This is a genomic window from Streptomyces alkaliterrae (assembly GCF_007097205.2).
GTDB classification, from domain to species: Bacteria; Actinomycetota; Actinomycetes; order Streptomycetales; family Streptomycetaceae; genus Streptomyces; species Streptomyces alkaliterrae.
In genome coordinates this window covers 1-20350 of record NZ_VJYK02000078.1, presented here as the reverse complement: position 1 = coordinate 20350, position 20350 = coordinate 1, and the positions used below count along the sequence as shown (strand labels likewise).

At 71.7% G+C, this 20350-nt stretch carries 17 protein-coding genes and 1 pseudogene; 3 read left to right on the top strand and 15 right to left on the bottom strand.

All coding sequences use genetic code 11. The features are described 5' to 3' along the window. From FNX44_RS10060 to rpsD, 6 genes and pseudogenes are all read right to left on the bottom strand, one after another. A pseudogene (locus FNX44_RS10060) lies at positions 1-650 on the bottom strand (hypothetical protein); the annotation flags it as partial. An 89-nt stretch (positions 651-739) separates the two neighbouring features. After that, positions 740-1204: a Holliday junction resolvase RuvX gene (ruvX, locus tag FNX44_RS10055; RefSeq protein WP_143647681.1), complete on the bottom strand. Its 465-nt coding sequence runs from the start codon at positions 1202-1204 to the stop codon at positions 740-742. A 20-nt stretch (positions 1205-1224) separates the two neighbouring features. Next, positions 1225-3894 carry an alanine--tRNA ligase gene (gene alaS / locus FNX44_RS10050; protein ID WP_143647679.1) on the bottom strand — a complete coding sequence of 890 codons (2670 nt, stop codon included), beginning with the start codon at positions 3892-3894 and terminating at the stop codon, positions 1225-1227. Further along, complete coding sequence (locus FNX44_RS10045) at positions 3894-4235, bottom strand: hypothetical protein (protein ID WP_143647678.1); 342 nt, start codon at positions 4233-4235, stop codon at positions 3894-3896. The genes alaS and FNX44_RS10045 overlap by 1 nt, the downstream gene beginning before the upstream one ends. Before the next feature lie 6 nt (positions 4236-4241). Further along, positions 4242-4691, bottom strand: a complete 450-nt coding sequence (locus FNX44_RS10040) for a DUF948 domain-containing protein (protein WP_143647677.1) — start codon at positions 4689-4691, stop codon at positions 4242-4244. A gap of 296 nt (positions 4692-4987) precedes the next feature. Then, the gene (gene rpsD / locus FNX44_RS10035; protein WP_143647676.1) at positions 4988-5656 is read right to left on the bottom strand and encodes a 30S ribosomal protein S4; all 669 of its coding nucleotides are present in this window, start codon (positions 5654-5656) and stop codon (positions 4988-4990) included. A gap of 238 nt (positions 5657-5894) precedes the next feature. Between rpsD and FNX44_RS10030 the strand changes: the two genes are divergently transcribed. Then, positions 5895-6515 carry a DUF2470 domain-containing protein gene (locus tag FNX44_RS10030; RefSeq protein WP_323369188.1) on the top strand — a complete coding sequence of 207 codons (621 nt, stop codon included), beginning with the start codon at positions 5895-5897 and terminating at the stop codon, positions 6513-6515. 35 nt (positions 6516-6550) lie between these two features. Here FNX44_RS10030 and FNX44_RS10025 read toward each other — a convergent pair whose 3' ends face one another. The 4 genes from FNX44_RS10025 to FNX44_RS10010 all read right to left on the bottom strand — a co-directional run bounded on the left by FNX44_RS10025 (position 6551) and on the right by FNX44_RS10010 (position 10736). Continuing rightward, positions 6551-7930, bottom strand: coding sequence for a replication-associated recombination protein A (locus FNX44_RS10025; RefSeq protein ID WP_143647674.1), 1380 nt, complete (start codon positions 7928-7930; stop codon positions 6551-6553). A 115-nt stretch (positions 7931-8045) separates the two neighbouring features. Further along, complete coding sequence (locus tag FNX44_RS10020; RefSeq protein WP_143647673.1) at positions 8046-8690, bottom strand: vitamin K epoxide reductase family protein; 645 nt, start codon at positions 8688-8690, stop codon at positions 8046-8048. 44 nt (positions 8691-8734) lie between these two features. Then, complete coding sequence (hisS, locus tag FNX44_RS10015) at positions 8735-10009, bottom strand: histidine--tRNA ligase (RefSeq protein WP_143647672.1); 1275 nt, start codon at positions 10007-10009, stop codon at positions 8735-8737. A 13-nt stretch (positions 10010-10022) separates the two neighbouring features. Further along, complete coding sequence (locus tag FNX44_RS10010; RefSeq protein WP_143647671.1) at positions 10023-10736, bottom strand: MBL fold metallo-hydrolase; 714 nt, start codon at positions 10734-10736, stop codon at positions 10023-10025. Positions 10737-10899: 163 nt separating this feature from the next. On the opposite strand from FNX44_RS10010, the gene FNX44_RS10005 reads away from it, so the two are divergent. Further along, positions 10900-11742 carry a peptidylprolyl isomerase gene (locus FNX44_RS10005; protein WP_143647670.1) on the top strand — a complete coding sequence of 281 codons (843 nt, stop codon included), beginning with the start codon at positions 10900-10902 and terminating at the stop codon, positions 11740-11742. Positions 11743-11968: 226 nt separating this feature from the next. Continuing rightward, entirely contained in the window at positions 11969-13198 is a 1230-nt protein-coding gene (locus tag FNX44_RS10000) for a DUF349 domain-containing protein (protein ID WP_143647669.1), read from the top strand. Between the two features lie 88 nt (positions 13199-13286). Here the strand turns inward: FNX44_RS10000 and FNX44_RS09995 are convergent, their stop codons facing one another. The 5 genes from FNX44_RS09995 to yajC all read right to left on the bottom strand — a co-directional run bounded on the left by FNX44_RS09995 (position 13287) and on the right by yajC (position 20117). Beyond that, positions 13287-15818, bottom strand: coding sequence for a RelA/SpoT family protein (locus FNX44_RS09995; protein ID WP_143647668.1), 2532 nt, complete (start codon positions 15816-15818; stop codon positions 13287-13289). A gap of 172 nt (positions 15819-15990) precedes the next feature. Further along, positions 15991-16521, bottom strand: a complete 531-nt coding sequence (locus FNX44_RS28560; protein ID WP_143647680.1) for an adenine phosphoribosyltransferase — start codon at positions 16519-16521, stop codon at positions 15991-15993. Positions 16522-16571: 50 nt separating this feature from the next. Further along, on the bottom strand, positions 16572-17720 hold the full coding sequence (gene secF, locus FNX44_RS28555) for a protein translocase subunit SecF (protein ID WP_143647667.1): 1149 nt from the start codon (positions 17718-17720) through the stop codon (positions 16572-16574). Position 17721: 1 nt separating this feature from the next. Continuing rightward, positions 17722-19524: a protein translocase subunit SecD gene (secD, locus tag FNX44_RS09980; protein ID WP_143647666.1), complete on the bottom strand. Its 1803-nt coding sequence runs from the start codon at positions 19522-19524 to the stop codon at positions 17722-17724. A 113-nt stretch (positions 19525-19637) separates the two neighbouring features. Continuing rightward, entirely contained in the window at positions 19638-20117 is a 480-nt protein-coding gene (yajC, locus tag FNX44_RS09975) for a preprotein translocase subunit YajC (RefSeq protein WP_143647665.1), read from the bottom strand. Positions 20118-20350 lie beyond the last annotated feature (233 nt).

Below are 20350 nucleotides of genomic sequence, written 5' to 3'. Positions count from 1 at the left end.
CCGCACGGCCGGGTCGCCTCCTGGCCCCGGCCGTGCGGCGGGCGCGGCGGCGGGTAGGCGTCGGGGGTGGCGTAGGTGTCGGGGCGGACGGCCGGGTCCTGGTAGCCGTAGTTCTGGCCGTAGGGGTCGGCGGGATCGGCGTACCCGGCACCGGTGGCGTACGGGTCGTGGGCGTTGTGCTGTCGGCCGTCGTACCCGCCGTGGGACTGGTGGGCGTGCGGCTGGTCGGCGTAGCCGCCGTGGTTCTGGTCGGCGTAGCCGCCGTAGTGGGCGTCCGCCGCCTGACCGGGCTGCTGACCGTTCGCCGGGTGGTAGCCGCTCTCGGGGTCCACGGGGTAGCCGTGCCCGCCGCCGGGCTGCTGCCATCCCTGCTGCCGGCCGTACTGGTTGTCGTACTGGTTGTCGTACTGCTCGCCGTACTGGCCGTGCGCGTTCTGGCCGTGCTGGTTCTGGCCGTGGGGCTCCTGGCCGTGGGAGCCGTGGGCGCCGTGGGAGCCATGGCCGTGGTGGGGGTCCTGGTAGTGCTGCGGCTGGCCGCCGTGCTGGTCCCAGCCAGGCTGCTGCTGAGCGGCGTCCCAGCCCCGGTCCCCGTACAACGGGTCCTCCGGGTGCCATGGTTGGGAGCCGTGTCCCCGGCCGTACTCAGTCATCTGTCCCCTATGCCGCGCTGCGGCGGTCCGCCTTACCGCTGTTGTGTTCGAGCGGCCGCCGTGTCGCCCGGAACGTTACCGTATTGCGATCAGACAACTCCTCCGACGCACTCTCCGGGCGGGCTTCCTGACACCCGTTCGGCCTCCAACGCGCTCTGGAGGATGACCACGGCCGCTGCCTGGTCGATACGTGCGCGGCCCTTCTTCGCACTCACTCCGGCCGACCGCATGGACTGGGCGGCGGTCACGGTGCTCATCCGCTCGTCGACCAACCGGACGGGCACCGGACCGATCTGTTCGGCGAGTGCATGCGCGAAGGCGCGGACCTTCGCCGCCGCCGGGCCCTCGCCGCCGCTGAGCGACCTGGGCAGCCCGACGACGACCTCCAGCGGCTCGTACTCCTCGACGAGCGCGGCCAGCCGCCGGCGCGCGGCGGGGACGTCCCGGCCGGGGATCGTCTCCACCGGTGTGGCCAGGAGCCCGTCGGGGTCGCAGCTGGCGACCCCGATCCGGGCGTCCCCCACGTCGACGGCCAACCGGCGGCCCCGGCGCATCGACCGGCCTGCGGCCTCGCTCACGCGACCTCCGCCACCTGGCGTTCGACGGCGCTGATGGCGTCGTCCACGGCGGCCGGGTTCTGGCCGCCGCCCTGGGCGACGTCGGGCTTGCCGCCACCTCCGCCGCCGAGGGTCTTCGCGGCGGTGCGCACCAGGTCGCCGGCCTTCAGCCCGCGCTCCCTGGCCGCCTCGTTGGTGGCGACGACGGTCAGCGGTCGGTCGTTCGCGACGCTGAACAGCGCCACCACGGCCGGGCGGTCGGCGGGGATGCGGCCGCGGACGTCGAGCACGAGCTTGCGCAGGTCCTCGCCGCTGGTGCCGTCCGGCACCCGGCCGAGGGCCAGCGCGACGCCCTTGACGTCCTTGGCGCCCTGCGCGAGCGACCCGGCGGCCTGGAGGACCTTCTCCGCGCGCAGCCGGTCGATCTCCTTCTCGGCGTCCCGCAGCCGGGTGATCATGCCGGAGATCCGCTCGGGCAGCTCCTCGGAACGGCCCTTGACCAGCTCGGTGAGCTGGGCGACGACGGTGTGCTCCCTGGCGAGGAACTGGTAGGCGTCCGCGCCGACCAGCGCCTCGACCCGGCGTACGCCGGAGCCGATCGAGGACTCGCCGAGCAGCTTGACCAGGCCGAGCTGGGAGGTGTTGTGGACGTGCGTGCCACCGCACAGCTCCTTGGAGAAGTCGCCGATGGTGACCACCCGCACGCGCTCTCCGTACTTCTCGCCGAACTCGGCGATGGCGCCCTGCTTCTTGGCCTCGTCCAGGCTCATCACCTCGGCGTGCACGTCGAGGTCGCTGCCGAGCACCTCGTTGATGCGCTGCTCGACGTCGGTGAGCACCGAGCCGGGCACGGCGGTCGGGGAGCCGAAGTCGAAGCGGAAGCGGCCGGGCGAGTTCTCCGAGCCGGCCTGGGCGGCGGTCGGGCCGAGCGCGTCGCGCAGCGCCTGGTGGGTGAGGTGGGTGGCGCTGTGGGCGCGGGCGATGGCCCGGCGGCGGGCGACGTCGATCACGCAGTACGCCTCGGCGCCCACGGTGACCTCGCCGACCTGGACGACGCCCTTGTGCACGCTGACGCCCGGCACCGGACGCTGGACGTCCCGCACCTCCACGACGGCGCCACCGGACAGCCGGATCCGGCCGGTGTCGGCGAGCTGGCCGCCGCCCTCGGCGTAGAACGGCGTGCGGTCCAGGACGATCTCGACCTCGTCGCCCTCCTGCGCGGCCGGCGACGACACCCCGGCGACCAGCAGTCCGACGACGGTGGCCTCGCCCTCGGTGTGGGTGTAGCCGGTGAACTCGGTGGCGCCGGCGGTGTCGGCGACCTCGCGGTAGGCGGAGAGGTCGGCGTGGCCGGTCTTCTTGGCCATGGCGTCGGCCTTGGCCCGCTCGCGCTGCTCGCGCATCAGCCGACGGAAGCCGTCCTCGTCCACGGTCAGGCCCTGTTCGGCGGCCATCTCCAGGGTGAGGTCGATGGGGAAGCCCCAGGTGTCGTGCAGCAGGAAGGCCTGCTCGCCGGAGAGCTCGCGGCCGCCGGCGGCCTTGGTCTCGCCGACGGCGTTGTCGAGGATGCCGGTGCCCGCGCGCAGCGTCTTGAGGAAGGCGGCCTCCTCGGCGAGGGCGACGGTCTCGATCCGCTCGCGGTCGGTGACCAGTTCGGGGTACTGGAGGCCCATCGTCTTGATGACGACGTCCACCAGGCGGCCGACGACCGGCTCCTGGGAGCCGAGGAGGCGCATGTTGCGGATGGCGCGGCGCATGATGCGGCGCAGCACGTAGCCGCGGCCCTCGTTGCCGGGGGTCACACCGTCGCCGATCAGCATCACCGAGGTGCGCAGGTGGTCGGCGACGACCCGCAGCGCGACGTCGGAGTCCTCCCCGGCGCCGTAGCGCACACCGGTGAGTTCGGTGGCCTTGTCGATGACCACGCGCAGGGTGTCCGTCTCGTACATGTTGCGGACGCCCTGGAGGATCATCGCCAGGCGCTCCAGACCGAGGCCGGTGTCGATGTTCTTGGCGGGCAGCTCGCCGAGGATCTCGAAGTCCTCCTTGCCGGTGCCGGCGCCGCGCTCGTACTGCATGAAGACCAGGTTCCAGATCTCCACGTAGCGCTCGTCGTTGACGGCTGGGCCGCCCTCAGGACCGAACTCCGGGCCGCGGTCGTAGTTGATCTCCGAGCAGGGCCCGCAGGGTCCCGGCACGCCCATGGACCAGTAGTTGGGGCCCATGCCGAGCCGCTGGATGCGCTCCGCGGGCACGCCGACGACCTCGCGCCAGATGCGCTCGGCCTCGTCGTCCTTCTCGTAGACGGTGATCCACAGGCGCTCGGGGTCCAGACCGTAGCCGCCGTCGGCGACCGATCCCGTCAGCAGCTCCCAGGCGTGCTTGATCGCGCCTTCCTTGAAGTAGTCGCCGAAGGAGAAGTTGCCGCACATCTGGAAGAACGTGCCGTGCCGGGTGGTCTTGCCGACCTCTTCGATGTCGGGGGTGCGCACGCACTTCTGGACGCTGGTGGCCCGGGCGAACGGCGGCTTGACCTCACCGAGGAAGTACGGCTTGAAGGGGACCATGCCCGCCGGGACCAGCAGCAGCGTCGGGTCGTCCGCGATCAGCGACGCCGACGGCACGACCGTGTGCCCACGCTCCTCGAAGAAGCTCAGCCAGCGGCGGCGGATTTCAGCCGACTCCATCAGTGGTCCCTCTTTTCCGGTCTTCCGGTGCTGCTGTGGATGGTGTTCGGGCCGGGGGCGATGCGCCGCCGGTCGCGCGGGGCGGGCAGCCGGTGGGCGGCCGCCTCGTCCGGATCGGCGCTGATCCCCAGCGCGTCGTTCAACTCCTCCTCGCGCTGGACCATTCCGGCCCGCACGTCGAGGGCGAACTCCCGCAGCCGGTGCCCGGTCTCGACGGCCCGGTCGGCCGCCCGGGCGGCCAGCGACTCGGGGGTGAGGCTGCGGATCTTCTGATGCACCTTGTTGGTGGCCCAGACGCCGGCGGCGGCACCGGCGGTGAACCAGAAGGCTCGGCGGAACATGGTGCGTCAGTCCTTTCCGCCGCGCCACCGCCGGCCGCGCCTGGGGGGCGGCACGGTACGGCCGGGCAGCACGGTCGTGCGTCGGGAGGTACGGCCGCCGGTGTCCTGTGCGGCGCGGCCGCGCAGGGCCCGGCGCACGCCGTAGCCGAACGCGGCGACCTTCACCAGCGGGCCGCCGAAGGCGGTGGAGACGGTGGAGGACAGCGCGGAGGCGTTGGCGGTGACCTCCTGGACGTCGGTGGCGATCGCGTCGACCTTCTCCAGCTGCGTCTGGGCGCTGCGGACGGTGGCCGAGGCCTCACCGAGCAGCGGAACGGCCCGCTCGGTCACCCCGGTCACCAGTTCGGTGGCGGCTCTGAGCGTCTGCGCGAGCCGTACCAGCACCACGGCCAGGAACGACACCAGGATCGCCCAGAAGACCGCCACGAGGAGGCCGGCCACCTCTCCACCGGACACGCTGCACCGCTTCCCTCGGTTGTACGGGCGTCTACGGGTCTGCCCGCGCCGAACGGACGGTACGGGTCCTTCGGGGCCCTTCCGGGCGGCGGGCAGGGCACGACCTTACCGCGCCGCCTGGCGCCGCCCCGACCGGATATCACCCGCACACACGGGCGGGAGCGGCGGTGCGACGACGGCCGGCGACCACGTCCGGCCGGGACGTGGTCGGTAACGCGACGCCCCCCGCACCGCGGCGCGGGAGCCGACGGTACGGAGGGCGGTGCCGAGCCTGGGAGCCGGCCGGCTCCCGTGGATCAGCGGGCGTAGTACTCGACGACGAGCTGCTCGTCGCAGATCACCGGGATCTCCTTGCGGTTGGGGTCCCGGTCGAGGCGGAACGCCAGCGCCTGGAGGTTGACCTCCAGGTAGCGCGGGGTCTCGCCCTCACCCGCGTAGCCACCCTCGCGGGCGACCTGGAACGGGTGCTTGGCACGGCTGCGCTCGCGGACCATCACGACGTCGTCCGGGCGGACGCGGAAGGACGGCTTGTCGACCTTGCGGCCGTTGACCTCGATGTGGCCGTGGACGACCATCTGACGGGCCTGGTAGATCGTGCGGGCCAGACCGGACCGCAGGACGAGCGCGTCCAGACGGCGCTCAAGCTCGATGATCAGGGCCTCGCCCGTCTTGCCTTCGACCTTCCGAGCGCGGTCGTAGGCACGGGCCATCTGCTTCTCGCTGATGTCGTACTGCGCGCGCAGACGCTGCTTCTCGAGCAGACGGACCTTGTAGTCGCTGTTCTGCTTGCGGCCACGGCCGTGCTCGCCCGGCGGGTACGGGCGCTGCTCGAAGTACTTGACGGCCTTCGGGGTCAGCGCGATGCCGAGCGCACGCGACTTCTTGACCTTGGGACGCGACTGGTTCACGTTGAACAGTCCTCCGTGTAAGTTAGGTGAGGCTTGCCTTAGTAGAGGAGAACGCATGTTTCGTCCTGGGAACCCCCTGCCCGGAATCGTGAACGATCACCAGGCGTCCCCCCACTGCACGCGGGAGGAGGGGCAGCCGCGTCCCATGGAAGACCTTCGGCAGCCCACGGCTGCCGAGCGGGTGCGAACCCTCGTTGAGTCCAGAGTATCCGCAGCACTGAGCATTCCGGGAATCGAGCTCGATGATCTCGGCTCGGGAGTCCCGGAAGCGCGCGCTGTGAACACCGGTGGTGACGTGATTCTACTGGTCCCCGCCGACTCCCCCGCGGCCAGGGCCGGCGCCTACGCCCAGGACGACGACGTGACCGCCGTGATGGAACTCACCGACGTCGCCCCGGTGAGCGTCCCGCACCGGGTCAGGGGCCGCGCCTGGGTCGCCGGCTGGCTGACCGCCGTACGCGGCCGGGAGCGGGGCATCGCCGCCAAGCTGCTCACCGAGCGGCACCCGGCCGGGCCGCCGCCCGGCGGCATGGGCTGGATGATGCTGCGGCTGGAGGTCGGCGAGGCACAGGTGGACGACCTGTGGGGCGAGAGCCGGGTGGCCGCCGAGGACTTCGCCGCCGCCCGCCCCGACCCGCTCGCCCGGCACGAGGTCGAACTGCTCCAGCACCTCGCGGCGGCCCATCCCGCGCAGCTGGACAGGCTGACCGCGCTGCTCGGCGACCAGGCCGCGGCGGCCGCCGCCGACCACCGGCCCGTCCCGCTCGCCCTCGACCGCTACGGCATGCGGCTGCGCTACTGCCGCCGGCAGGAGGGCTTCGACGTGCGCTTCGAGTTCCCCGACCCGGTCACCGACGTGATGGGCCTGCGGCGCGAGATGCACCGGCTCTTCGAGGCCGCCGGCTGGGAGGACTGACTCCGCCGAACGGTAGTCAGCCGCTCTCCGGGCGGTCAGCCGCTCTCCGGGCGGGCCCGCGGCGGCTCCTCACCGCGCAGTCTGGCCCGGACGCGCTCGGCGACCTCCGCGTACCGCGCCTCCGCCCCGTAGCGGGTCGGCTCGTAGTACCGCCTGCCGTGCAGCTCCTCCGGCGCGTACCGCTGGGCGGCGATACCGCCGGGCAGGTCGTGCGGGTACTGGTAGCCCTCGCCGTGTCCCAACTTGCCCGCGCCCTTGTAGTGGCCGTCCCGCAGATGGGCGGGTACCGGGCCGGCCAGCCCCGCGCGCACGTCGGCCAGGGCCGCGTCGACCGCCTTGTACGCGGCGTTGGACTTGGGAGCCAGCGCGAGCGCGATGGTGGCCTGGCTCAGCGTGATCCGGGCCTCCGGGAAGCCGATCATGGCGACCGCCTGCGCGGCGGCGACGGCCGTCTGCAGCGCCGTCGGGTCGGCGAGCCCGATGTCCTCGCTGGCCGAGATCATCAGCCGTCTGGCGATGAAGCGCGGATCCTCACCGGCCTCGATCATCCGCGCGAGGTAGTGCAGCGCCGCGTCCACGTCCGAGCCCCGGATCGACTTGATCAGCGCGCTCGCCACGTCGTAGTGCTGGTCGCCGTCCCGGTCGTACTTCACCGCCGCGCGGTCGACGGTCTCCTCCAGCGTGCCGAGCGTGATCACCGACTCGCCCTTGGCGAGCGCCGAACCGGCACCGGCCTCCAGGGCCGTCAGCGCCCGGCGCGCGTCACCGCCGGCGATCCGCAGCAGATGCGCCTCGGCGTCGGCCGGAAGCTCCACGGCGCCGGCCAGACCGCGCTCGTCGGCGAGCGCCCGGCGCAGCAGCCCGCGCAGGTCGTCGTCGGTCAGCGGCTCCAGAGTCAGCAGCAGCGAGCGGGACAGCAGCGGGGAGATGACGGAGAAGTACGGGTTCTCCGTGGTCGCGGCGATGAGGGTGACCCAGCGGTTCTCCACCGCCGGCAGCAGCGAGTCCTGCTGCGCCTTGCTGAAGCGGTGGATCTCGTCGAGGAAGAGGACGGTGTCCTTGCCGTAGGCGCCCGAGGAGCGCCGCGCCGAGTCGATGACCGCGCGAACCTCCTTCACACCGGCGGTGATCGCCGACAGTTCGACGAACCGCTTGTCGGTGGCGCGGGAGACGACGTAGGCGAGCGTCGTCTTGCCGATGCCGGGCGGCCCCCACAGCAGCACCGAGGACGCGCCGGCCGGGCCGCCGGCGCCCTCCCCCACCAGGCGGCGCAGCGGCGAGCCGGGCCGCAGCAGATGCTGCTGCCCGACCACCTCGTCCAGGCTGCGCGGGCGCATCCGGACAGCCAGCGGACTGGCGGACGGCTCGCGCTCCTGGCGCTCCTCGGCGGCGGCGGTGAACAGGTCGGGCTCCACACCACCGAAGCCTAGGACACCGCACCGACAACGCCGCCGCCGGAACGGGCAGCGCCCCACGCGGCGGGTGCGGCGTGGGGCGCTGTCAGCGTGCGGCGGGCGGCGGGCGGCGGGATCAGCCGATCCAGAAGTCCCACCAGCGGAGCAGGATCAGCATGCCGATCAGTCCGGTGTGCAGCACCGGCAGCACCCACGGGAACTCCAGCAGCAGCGAGCGCAGTCCCTCGGGCGCCGGGATGACCCGGTGCCGCAGGTTGTGCGTCAGCGTGAGCCAGAACATCCACAGGGTGGCGACCCACGCCAGGGTGCACCACAGGCACAGCGAGTTGATGTTGTACAGCGACTGGTACATCAGCCAGGTGCAGAAGCCGACGCCGAACAGCGTGCCGCCCTGCAGTCCGAGCCAGAACCAGCGCTGGTAGCGCGCCCCGGCCAGCGCCCCGACACCGATCGTCACCACCACCGCGTAGGTGACCAGGCCGAGGATCGGGTTCGGGAAGCCGAACGCCTCGGCCTGCTCGCTCTGCATGACGTTCTGGCAGGCGACGATCGGGTTGAAGCTGCACCCCGGGGTGTAGGTCTCCCCCGCGAGCTCGGCCTGCATGAGCCGGATCTTGTCGACCGTGATGACCCACGAGGCGAGCAGGCCGGCGGCTCCGGTGACGATCAGCGTCCAGGCGAACGCCCTGGTCGCCGCGATGGCACCCTGGGTCCGGCCGTCGCCGGTGCCGGTGGTGTCGGGGGGAGCCGTCGTGGTCATAGCGGTGTCATCCCGTCAGGAGGCGGTGTGCGGGTCGTTGTGTCTCAACGAGCGGTGGGCCGGTTGAGTTTCGCCAGCACCTCGGTGGTCAGGTTCTCCAGCGGCACGGCGACCTGCTCGCCGGTGGCCAGGTCCTTGAGCTGCGCGACCCTCTCGGCCAGGTCGCGCTCGCCGAGCACCAGGGCGAGCGCGGCGCCGGAGCGGTTGGCGGACTTCATGGCGTTCTTCAGGCCCTTGCCGCCGTAGGCGAAGTCCGCCGCGACGCCCTGCCGGCGCAGCTCGGTGACCGTGTGGAACAGGGTACGCCTGGCGTCCTCGCCGACGGGCACGGCGAAGACCTCGGTGGCGTCCGCGCGGGGCAGCTCCACGCCCTCCGCGCGCAGCGCCAGCACCGTGCGGTCGACGCCGAGCGCCCAGCCGACGGACGGCAGCGCCGGGCCGCCGATCATCTCCGCAAGGCCGTCGTAGCGGCCGCCGCCACCGACGGCGGACTGCGAGCCCAGCCCGTCGTGGACGAACTCGAACGTCGTGCGGGTGTAGTAGTCGAGGCCGCGCACGAGGCGCGGGTCGTCCTCGAACTCCACTCCGGCGGCGAGCAGCAGTTCGCGGACCTGCTCGTGGTAGGACTTGCAGCCCTCGCAGAGGTGGTCGCGCATCAGCGGCGCGTCGGTGAGCTGGGCGCGGACGCTCTCGCGTTTGTCGTCCAGCACCCGCAGCGGGTTGATCTCGATGCGGGCGCGGGTGTCCTCGTCGAGATCGAGGGCGCGCAGGAAGTCCTGGAGCGCGGCCCGGTAGACCGGCCGGCACTCGGCGTCGCCGAGCGAGTTGAGCAGCAGCCGGACCTGGCGCAGGCCGAGTGCCCGGTAGGCGTCGGCCGCCAGGATGACCAGCTCGGCGTCCAGCGCCGGGTCCTCGGCGCCCAGGGCCTCGGCGCCGACCTGGGAGAAGTGCCGGTAGCGGCCGGCCTGCGGGCGCTCGTAGCGGTAGTAGGAGCCGGAGTACCACAGCTTCACCGGCAGCGCGCCCCGGTGCAGGTTGGCCTGGAGGGCGGCGCGCAGCACGGACGCGGTGCCCTCCGGGCGCAGCGCGAGTTCGTCGCCGCCCTTGGTGGTGAGGGTGTACATCTCCTTGGTGACGATGTCGGTGGACTCGCCCACGCCTCGGGCGAACAGCTCGACGTGCTCGAAGCCCGGCGTCTCGACGTAGCCGTAGCCGGCCCGGCGCAGCGGGGCGGAGATCGCCTCGCGGACGGCCAGGAAGTCGGCGGACTCCGGGGGCAGCAGGTCGTAGGTGCCCTTGGGGGCGGAGAAGGTGCTCACGGGTGTTCTCTCGTCACATTCCTCGTCGTGGGGCGGCGGGCTGGCCGCCCTCGCCGCCGGCGACCAACCCGCGCAGGAACGGGTTGGTGGCGCGCTCGCGGCCGATGGTGGTCTGGGGACCGTGCCCGGGCAGGACGACGGTGCTGTCGTCCAGTGGGAGGCAGACCCGCGCCAGGGAGCGCAGCATCTCGTCGTGGTCGCCGCCCGGCAGGTCGGTGCGTCCGATGGAGCCGGCGAACAGGAAGTCGCCCGCGAACATCACCGGCGGAATGTCGGCCTGCTCGGGCATCCTGAAACTCACCGACCCCCTGGTATGGCCGGGGTTGTGCGAGACGGTGAACTCCAGACCGGCGATCTCGAGCACCGAGCCGTCGGTCAGCTCCCGCAGGTCGTCCGGTTCGCCGACGGTCAGCTCGCCGAGCAGTCGGGCGCCGATGGACCGGCCGAGGGCCTTCTCCGGGTCGCTCATCATGTAGCGGTCCTCGGGGTGGATCCAGGCCGGCACGTCGTGCGCGCCGCAGACCGGGACCACGGAGGCCACGTGGTCGAGGTGGCCGTGGGTGAGGATGACGGCGGCCGGCTTGAGCCGGTGCCTGGCGAGCGCCTCCTCGACGCCTTCGGCGGCCTCGTGGCCGGGGTCGATGATGACGCACTCCTCACCCGCGGCGGGAGCGACCAGATAACAGTTCGTCCCCCAGGCACCGGCGGGGAACCCGGCAATGAGCACGTTCGTCCTTCAGTCGTCCGGCAACGGTTGGCGTGCCCCACGAGCCTACCGGCGCCGACCGCGCCACGGCGAACCCGTACTACCGTACGGTCACCGCGCCGGTGCCGAGCGCGGAAGTGCCGGGAGCGGCATCAGCACCCCCCATTTCCTGAAGGAGAAGCACGTGGTCAGCGCGGAGAAGCGGCGTCGACAGCTGGCGGCGGAGAAGCAGCGGCGGCGTCTGGCACGGCACGAGGCGGCCCGGCGGCGGACCAGGATCCGCAACGCGGTGCTTGCCGCCGTGCTGGTCGTCGCCGTGGGCTCGACGGCCGTGTGGGCCTCGGTCGCGGCGTTCGGCGGCGGTGAGGAGCGCAGGGACGACGCGGCGGAGGCGACGCCCACTCCCACCCGCGGCCCGGACCCCTGCGACAAGCCCGCCCCGGGCAAGCCGAACGGCAAGCAGTGGGACAAGGAACCGAAGATGTCGATCGACACCGAGGCCGACCACACCATGGTGTTGGAGACGACCTGCGGGGACATCACCATCAACCTGGACACGGACAAGGCGCCGCGCACGGTGAACTCGTTCCACTTCCTCGCCGGGCAGAAGTACTTCGACCACACCCGCTGCCACCGGATGACCGACGGCGGGCTCTCCGTCCTCCAGTGCGGCGACCCGACCGGCACCGGGCAGGGCACTCCCGGGTACTCGATCCCCGACGAGAACCTGAAGGACAAGCGGATCGCGGACGGTGTCTACCCGGCCGGCACGGTGGCCATGGCCAACACCTACAACGCGCAGACCGGCCAGGGACGGGACAGCGGCGGCAGCCAGTTCTTCCTGGTCTACGAGGACAGCACGCTGCCGGCCGACTACACGCCGTTCGGGACGGTCGCCGAGGGCGAGGCCGGCATGGACGTGCTGAAGAAGATCGCCGACGCCGGCGTGTACCCCGTTCCCGAGATCCAGGCCACCGCGCCGAACGCCACCGTGGTGATCAACAAGGCCACGGTGACCGCCGGCTGAGTCCGGCATCGCGGGCGGCGGCAGCCGTCGCGCTCGCGGATTCACCTCGCGCGGGATGCGGACAGCCGGGCCGCGCGTCGCCTATGTTTGCGTTAGGTGGGGCGCGTGTTCCGCGACCGGACGGCGGTAGCCGGCGGTCGGCACGGCGAAAGACTCCCCGCCGGACGACAACTGTGGACGACGCCCAGGGCGGCAGGCCCTGCCGGCGTCATGTGGAGGAGGCGCTGTGAGCAGCGACCCGTGGGGCCGCGTCGACGAGACGGGGACCGTGTACGTGCGTACGGCCGAGGGTGAGCAGGTCGTCGGTTCGTGGCAGGCGGGTTCGCCGGATGAGGCCCTCGCCTACTTCAAGCGCAAGTACGAGGGCCTGGTCGTGGAGATCGACCTCCTTGAGCGCCGGGTGAGGACCACCGATCTGTCGGCCAAGGACGCCGAGACCGCGATCGGGCACATCCGGGAACAGGTGGACGCCCACCACGCCGTGGGCGATCTGGACGCCCTGCGCGTCCGGTTGGACAAGCTGACCCAGACGGTCGCCGAGCGCCGCGAGCAGCGCAAGGAGGCGAAGGCGAAGCAGGCCGAGGAGGCGCGCAAGGCCAAGGAGGAGCTGGTCGCCGAGGCGGAGAAGCTGGCGCAGAGCGAGCAGTGGCGGGCGGCCGGGGAGCGGCTGCGCGCGCTGGTGGACACCTGGAAGGGGCTGCCCCGGCTGGACCGCAAGTCCGACGACGAGCTGTGGCACCGCTTCTCGCACGCCCGCTCGGCGTTCTCCAAGCGGCGCAAGGCGCACTTCGCCGCGCTGGACAACCAGCGCGAGGAGGCCAGGCGCCGCAAGGAGAAGCTGGTCGCCGAGGCGGAAGCGCTGTCGTCCTCCAAGGACTGGGGTCCGACGTCGGCCCGCTACCGGGACCTGATGCAGGAGTGGAAGGCGGCCGGGCGGGCGCAGCGCGAGCACGAGGACGAGCTGTGGCAGCGCTTCCGCGGCGCCCAGGACGTCTTCTTCCAGGCGCGCGGCGAGGTGTTCGCCGAGCGGGACGCCGAGCAGCGGGAGAACCTGACCCGCAAGGAGGAGCTGGCCGCCGAGGCCGAGAAGCTGCTTCCCGTCGGCGACCTGAAGGCGGCGCGGGCGGCGTTCCGGGCGGTCAACGAGCGCTGGGACGCGATCGGTCACGTGCCGCGTGACGCGAAGGCGAAGATCGAGGGGCGGATGCACGCCGTCGAGCGGGCGATCCAGGAGGCCGAGGAGGCCGAGTGGCGTCGCACCAACCCCGAGGCGCGGGCCCGGGCCGCCGGGCTCACCGGCCAGCTCCAGGACGCGGTGGACAAGCTGCGCGGCCAGCTGGAGCAGGCGCGGGCCGCGGGCAACACCGCGAAGGCGCAGAAGCTCGAGCGTGAGCTGGAGGGCCGTCAGGCGCTGCTCGACCAGGCGCTCAAGGGCCTGGAGGAGTTCGGCGGCTGACGCGTACCAGTCGGCAGGAGAGGGGCCCGGTCCGAGTCGGACCGGGCCCCTCTCGCTTCTGTTTGCGGGCCTCTGCTTACGGGCTTGCCTACGGGCGGCGGGCGGAGGTGACGCGGTAGACGTCGTAGACGCCCTCCACCTTGCGCACCGCCTTCAGCACGTGGCCCAGGTGCTTGGGGTCGCCCATCTCGAAGGTGAAGCGGGAGGTGGCGACCCGGTCCCGGGAGGTCTGCACGGCCGCCGAGAGGATGTTGACGTGCTGGTCGGACAGCACCCGGGTGACGTCCGACAGCAGCCGGGAGCGGTCCAGCGCCTCGACCTGGATGGCGACGAGGAACACCGAGGACTGCGTCGGCGCCCACTCCACGTCCAGCATGCGCTCGGGCTCCCGGGAGAGGGAGTCCACGTTGACGCAGTCCGCCCGGTGCACCGAGACCCCGGAGCCGCGGGTGACAAAGCCGATGATCGGGTCTCCGGGTACGGGGGTGCAGCAACGGGCCAACTTCACCCACACGTCGTCGACGCCCTTGACGATGACACCGGGGTCGGCGCTGGAGCGGCGCTTCTCCCGGCCGCCGCCGCGCCGCAGCGGTGGCGCCGTCTCGGCCAGGTCCTCGCTGGCGGCGTCCTCCCCGCCGAGTGCCTGGACGAGCTTCTGCACGACGTTCTGCGCGGCGACGTGGCCCTCGCCGATCGCCGCGTACAGCGAGGAGATGTCCGGGTAGCGCATCTCGTGCGCGAGGGTGACCAGGGAGTCGCCGGTGAGGATGCGCTGGATCGGCAGGTTCTGCTTGCGCATGGCCCGCACGATGGCGTCCTTGCCCTGCTCGATCGCCTCGTCGCGGCGCTCCTTGGAGAACCAGGCCCGGATCTTGTTGCGCGCCCGGGGCGACTTGACGAAGTTCAGCCAGTCCCGGGAGGGGCCGGCGCCGGGCGCCTTGGAGGTGAAGACCTCGACGGTGTCGCCGTTGTCCAGGGTGGACTCCAGCGGGACCAGGCGGCCGTTGACGCGGGCGCCGATCGTGCGGTGGCCGACCTCGGTGTGCACGGCGTAGGCGAAGTCGACGGGGGTGGCACCGGCGGGCAGGGCGATGACGTCGCCCTTGGGCGTGAAGACGAAGACCTCGTGCCGGGACAGGTCGAAGCGCAGGGACTCCAGGAACTCGCCCGGGTCCTCCGTCTCCTTCTGCCAGTCCAGCAGCTGCCGCAGCCAGGCCATGTCGTTGAGGGTGTCGCCGCCCTTGCCGGCCCGCTTGGGCACGTCGGTGCGGACCTTGGAGGCGCCGGCCACGGCCTCCTGCTTGTACTTCCAGTGCGCGGCGATGCCGTACTCGGCGCGGCGGTGCATGTCGAAGGTGCGGATCTGGAGTTCCACCGGTTTGCCGCCCGGCCCGATGACCGTCGTGTGCAACGACTGGTACATGTTGAACTTGGGCATCGCGATGTAGTCCTTGAACCGGCCCGGCACCGGGTTCCACCGCGCGTGCACCGTGCCCAGCGCCGCGTAGCAGTCGCGGACGGTGTCCACCAGGACGCGGATGCCGACCAGGTCGTAGATCTCCGCGAAGTCCCGGCCGCGGACGATCATCTTCTGGTAGACGCTGTAGTAGTGCTTCGGGCGGCCGGTGACGGTGGCCTTGATGCGGGCGCCGCGCAGGTCGGCCTGCACCTCGTCGATGACGGTGGCCAGGTACTCGTCCCGCTTGGGCGCGCGCTCCGCGACCAGCCGGACGATCTCGTCGTACATCTTGGGGTAGAGGATCGCGAAGGCGAGGTCCTCCAGCTCCCACTTGATGGTGTTCATGCCCAGGCGGTGCGCGAGCGGCGCGTAGATCTCCAGCGTCTCGCGGGCCTTCTGCTCCTGCTTCTCACGCCGCAGGAAGCGCATCGTGCGCATGTTGTGCAACCGGTCGGCGAGCTTGATGACCAGCACCCTGGGGTCCTTGGCCATCGCGACGACCATCTTGCGGACCGTCTCGGCCTGCGCGGCCTCGCCGAACTTGACCTTGTCCAGCTTGGTGACGCCGTCCACCAGCAGCGCCACCTGGTCGCCGAAGTCCCGGCGCAGGGTGTCGAGGCCGTACTCGGTGTCCTCGACGGTGTCGTGCAGCAGCCCGGCCATCAGGGTGGCCGGATCCATGCCCAGCTCGGCGAGGATCGTGGTCACCGCGAGCGGGTGGGTGATGTACGGGTCGCCGCTCTTGCGCTTCTGGCCCCGGTGCCAGCGCTCGGCGACCTGGTAGGCGCGTTCGATCTGGCGCAGGGTGGCGGTGTCCGCCTTGGGGTCGTTGCCGCGCACTATCCGCAGGAGCGGTTCCAGCACCGGGTTGTACGGGCTCGCCCGGTGCACTCCGAGGCGGGCCAGCCGCGCCCGGACCCGGTTCGACGAGCCGTACCGCCCGGAGACCCCGGACACCGCGCGGGCCTGGCCGGAGCGCTGCTCCTCCCGCCGCGCGGGCTCGGCGCTCGCCGGCGCGGGAGGCTGTTCCGGCCTGGTGGCCGGCTGCGGCTTGCCCCCGCCCTGGCCGGCGCCGCCGGCCGTGGCCTTCGCGGCGGGCCCGGTCGGCCCGCCGTCCGGCTCGCGCTGATCGGCGGTGAGCGGCTGGGTCTCCTTAGGCAAGAGCACTCCTCTAGCAGTCCGGCCAGGGAACGGTCGGACTGCCATGGTATCGAGCCACGGCCCACCCGGTCGCCGCCTCCCGGAGTGCGGACGTCGGGCGCACCACCGCCACGCACGAGGAGGGCGTCCGGGGAAGTCCCCGAACGCCCTCCAGGCCGTGTGCTCGGCGCGCTCAGACGGTGAGCACGGCGTCCAGCGGGGCGCCGTCGAGCGCGCCCGTCAGCCGCTCGCGTCCGGCGAGGAAGCCCAGCTCCAGCAGGACGCTCACCCCGGCCAGCCGGGCGCCGGCCCGGCGGACCAGTTCGACCGAGGCGGCCGCCGTGCCGCCGGTGGCCAGCACGTCGTCTATCACCAGGACGCGGTCACCGGCGGTCAGGCTGTCGGCGTGCACCTGGATCTCCGCGCTGCCGTACTCCAGGTCGTACGCCTGGCTGAGGATCGCCCCCGGCAGCTTGCCCGCCTTGCGCGCCGGGACGAAGCCGACGCCCGCCCGGACCGCGACGGGTGCGGCGAGGATGAAGCCGCGGGCCTCCAGGCCCAGCACCTTGGTCACGCCCAGTTCGGCGCAGCGCCGCGCGAACGCGTCGGTGAGCGCGGTGAAGGCGACCGGGTCGGCCAGCAGCGGCGTGATGTCCTTGAAGACGACCCCGGGCTTGGGGTAGTCGGGGACGTCCCGGATGCGGTCCAGCAGCAGACCGCCCAACTGCTCACCGGAAACCGCGGGAGCCGGCCCGGTCACCGTCGTCTCCTCGGTCACCGCCGCCTCCCGGCGGCGCGGCCCCGGCCCTGGGAACGGCCGGTCCGACCGCCCGCGCCCGCCGCGGCCGGCGCCTCGTCGGCGTCGTCGGTCAGACTGTCGTCCGGGTTGTCGTCGGAGAGGGCGGTGGCGCCGCCCGTCTCCTCGGAGTCGTCCTGGTCGACGTCCTGGCCCTTGGCGGCCTTGGCGCGCTTGGTGAGCACCCGGCGGTCGTGCGCCTTCGCGCCGGCGTCCGTCTTCTTGAGGTCGACCACCAGCGGGGTGGCGATCATGATCGACGAGTAGGTACCGGCCGCCAGACCGACGAACAGCGACAGCGCGATGTCCTTGAGCATGCCGCCGCCGAGCAGACCGGCGCCGATGAACAGCAGCGCGGCGACCGGCAGCAGCGCCACGATCGAGGTGTTCACCGACCGCACCACTGTGGCGTTCAGACCCCGGTTGGCCAGCTCCGCGAAGGTGAAGCGGGTGTCCTTGCCGAGTCTGCTGGTGTTCTCGTTGACCTTGTCGAACACCACCACCGTGTCGTACAGCGAGTAGCCGAGGATCGTCAGCACACCGACAACCGTGCCCGGCGTGACCTCGAAGCCGACGAGCGCGTAGACGCCGACGGTGATCAACAAGTCGTGCAGCAGCGCGAGCAGCGCCGCCAACGCCATGCGCCATTCGAAGGCGATCGACAGGTAGACCGTCACCAGCACCAGGAAGATGACCATGCCGGTGAGGGCTTTCTGGGTCATCTGCTCGCCCCAGCTGGGGCCGACCAGCTCGGCGTCGAGCTGCTCGGTCTCCAGACCGAGCTTGCCGGCCAGCGCCTCACGGGTCTTGTTGGAGGTCTCGCTGTCCAGGCCGGTGACGGTGATGCGCAGCGAGTCGTTGCCCAGCCGCTGCACCCGGGCGTCGCTGCCGGACGACTCCTGGGCCTCCGTGCGCGCCTCCTCGACGGAGATCGTGGTCGGCGGGGTGGTGAACACCGCGCCGCCCTGGAACTCCACGCCCATGTACAGGCCCTTGCCCAGCAGACCACCGAGCGAGATCACCAGCATCACCGCGGTGATCAGGTACCAGAGCTTGCGGCGCTTGACGAAGTTGATCGCCACCTCGCCCCGGTTGAGCTTGCCGCCCAGTTCGCCGAATCGCGACATCTCAGGCCTCCTTCGGTTCGGCGGTGACCGGGGTCCGGCGACGGCCCCGGATGGGCGGCTGGGCGCCCAGACGCTTGGCGTCCAGACCGGACCAGCGGTGGCCGTTCGCGAAGAACGGGCGCTGCACCATGAGGCTGGTGAGCGGCTTGGTGATCAGGAAGACCACCACGATGTCCAGCAGCGTCGTCAGGCCGAGGACAAAGGCGAAGCCCTGCACCGAGCCGACGGCGGCGAAGAACAGCACCACGGCCGCCAGGAAGGAGACGACGTCCGAGATGAGGATGGTGTGCCGCGCCCGGGGCCAGGCGCGCTCGATGGCCGTGCGCACACTGCGCCCGTCGCGCACCTCGTCCCTGATGCGTTCGAAGTAGACGATGAAGGAGTCCGCGGTGATACCGATCGCCACGATCGCACCGCAGATCGCGGGCAGGCTGAGCGCGAAGCCGATGGCCGGGCCCAGCAAACTCATGATCACGTAGGTGAAGCCGCCCATCGCCGCCAGGCTGAGGATCGCCACGAATCCCAGCGCCCGGTAGTAGAAGAGCAGGTAGGCCACGACCAGGGCGAGGCCGATGGCGCCGGCGATCAGACCGGCCTTCAGCTGCTCACCGCCCAGCGTCGGGGAGATCGTGAGGACGTTGGCCTCCTCGAAGCTGATCGGCAGGGCGCCGAACTTGAGGATGTTGGCCAGGTCCTGGGCCTCCTCCTGGGTGAAGCTGCCGGTGATCTCGGCGCTGCCGGCGATGCGCTGCGACACGCGCGGGGCGGAGACGACCTCGCCGTCCAGGGTGATGGCGAACTGGTTCTGCGGCGGGGCCAGGCTCTTGATCTCGTCGGTGACCCTGGCGAACTTCTTGCTTCCGGCGTTGCTGAACTCCATGCTGACGACCCAGATCGCGCGCTGCGGGTCGAACCCGGCGTTGGCGCCGTCCACGTCCGTACCCGGCACCTCGATGGGGCCGAGCACGTACTTGGCCACGCCCTCCCGGTCACAGGCGGCCACGGTCTCACCCGGGTCTGACTCGGCGACCATGCGGTTCGCCTTGGCACGGGCGGCGGGGGTGGTGCAGTCGAGCTGCTCGAAGCGCTTGATGACGTCGGCGGGGATGCCGCCTTCAGCCGGGGGCTGGTCGGACGGGGTCTCCTCGTCCTTCTCGCCCTGGTCCGCACCGTCGGTGGGGCTGGGGCTGGGCGAGGGAGTCTCGTTGGCCTTGGCGTTCACCGCGCCGGCGCGCGCGCCCTGGGTACTCGGCTCATTGGACGGCGACGCCTCGGCGTCGTTCTTGCCGTCGGACTTGTCCGCCTTGTCGTCGGCGGGCTTGTCGTCGGCGGGCTTGTCGTCCTTCTTGCCGTCCGTGTCCTGCTCGCCGGCCCCGGCGCCCGGCGGCGGGGTGGCGTCACCGGCGGTGAGCACCTTGCGGAAGCCGAGTTCGGCGGTGGTGCCGACCTGCTCGCGGGCCTGCTTCTCGTTGGTGCCGCGCGGGATGTTGACGACGATGTTGCGGTCACCCTGCGTGGTGACCTCCGCCTCCGAGACACCAAGCCCGTTGACGCGCCGGTCGATGATCGACGCGGCGGTCTTCATATTGGCCTCGTTGACGGCGTCGCCCTTGCCGGGCTGGTCCTTCGCCGTGAGCGTGATGCTCGTGCCGCCCGCGAGGTCGATGCCCAGGCGTGGCGTGGTCGCGCCGGACAGGAACATCCCGCCGGTCAGTACCGCGATCAACGTCAGCGCCAGCAGCAGCGGACGCAGCGGCCTCCCCTGCGCCCCCGTGGAACTACGGCGCCTTCTCGGTGTTGCCACCTTCTCGTATCTCCCTGTCCAGCCGCCCGCGCTCGGTGGTTACCGGCCGGTGCGAAGTGGTGTTCGGAACGGGGTGCCGCCGGCGGCCGGTCAGCCGCCGGCGGTGCGCCCGCTTACTTCGAACCGCTCTCGCCGTCCTTCTTGGTCTCGTCGGCGTCCTCGCCCCCGGTGGTCTTGGGCGTCTCGGCGGCGTCGGCGTCGGCGTCCTTGACCAGGTTGGGCTTGTCGTCCCCGGCGGTCGCGGTGTCCTCGGTCGCGGTCAGCGACGAGGCGTCGTCCGGCACGACCGGGGTGTCCTCGTCCAGCCGCGTCTCCGGGTTGACGATGGCCTCGTACTCGTCGTCCTCCAGGATCGCGCCGATGGCGTTCTTCGCGAAGAGCGAACTGACGCCGGGGGCGACCTCGAGCAGGACGGTGTCGTCGCCGACCTCCTTGACCTTGCCGTACAGGCCGCCAATCGTCCTGACACCGGTGCCCGGCTGTACCTGATCACGCATCTTCATGGCCTGCTCCTGCTTCTTCTTGGCAGACCTGGTCATCAGGAACATGGCTCCGATGAGCACGATGAAGGGGAGGAGAAATGCGATATCCACGGCGGAAGAGTGTCCTTCGTACGACCGCGGGGAGGCGGCCTGGGGGTCGGGGATGTTCTGCCGTCTGATAAGGGACGGCATCGGCGGAGTCTAAGCGAGCCCACGCCTGTGGAACAACGTCCGACGGCCGACCGGGGTTCCTGGTGGCGTCGGACCCCGGCGCGCGCCGGCCGGTCGGTCCGGCGGCGGTCAGCCGCCGAACAGGCCCTGCTGACCGGGCGGGGTGCCAGGGG

What these genes read in the sequence shown, in the direction of transcription:
- ruvX (WP_143647681.1), bottom strand. Translation starts at nt 1,204, where the DNA reads ATGCGCCGGGGCCGCCGGTTGGCCGTCGACGTGGGGGACGCCCGGATC.
- alaS (WP_143647679.1), bottom strand. Translation starts at nt 3,894, where the DNA reads ATGGAGTCGGCTGAAATCCGCCGCCGCTGGCTGAGCTTCTTCGAGGAG.
- FNX44_RS10045 (WP_143647678.1), bottom strand. Translation starts at nt 4,235, where the DNA reads ATGTTCCGCCGAGCCTTCTGGTTCACCGCCGGTGCCGCCGCCGGCGTC.
- rpsD (WP_143647676.1), bottom strand. Translation starts at nt 5,656, where the DNA reads ATGCGTTCTCCTCTACTAAGGCAAGCCTCACCTAACTTACACGGAGGA.
- FNX44_RS10020 (WP_143647673.1), bottom strand. Translation starts at nt 8,690, where the DNA reads ATGACCACGACGGCTCCCCCCGACACCACCGGCACCGGCGACGGCCGG.
- secF (WP_143647667.1), bottom strand. Translation starts at nt 17,720, where the DNA reads ATGTCGCGATTCGGCGAACTGGGCGGCAAGCTCAACCGGGGCGAGGTG.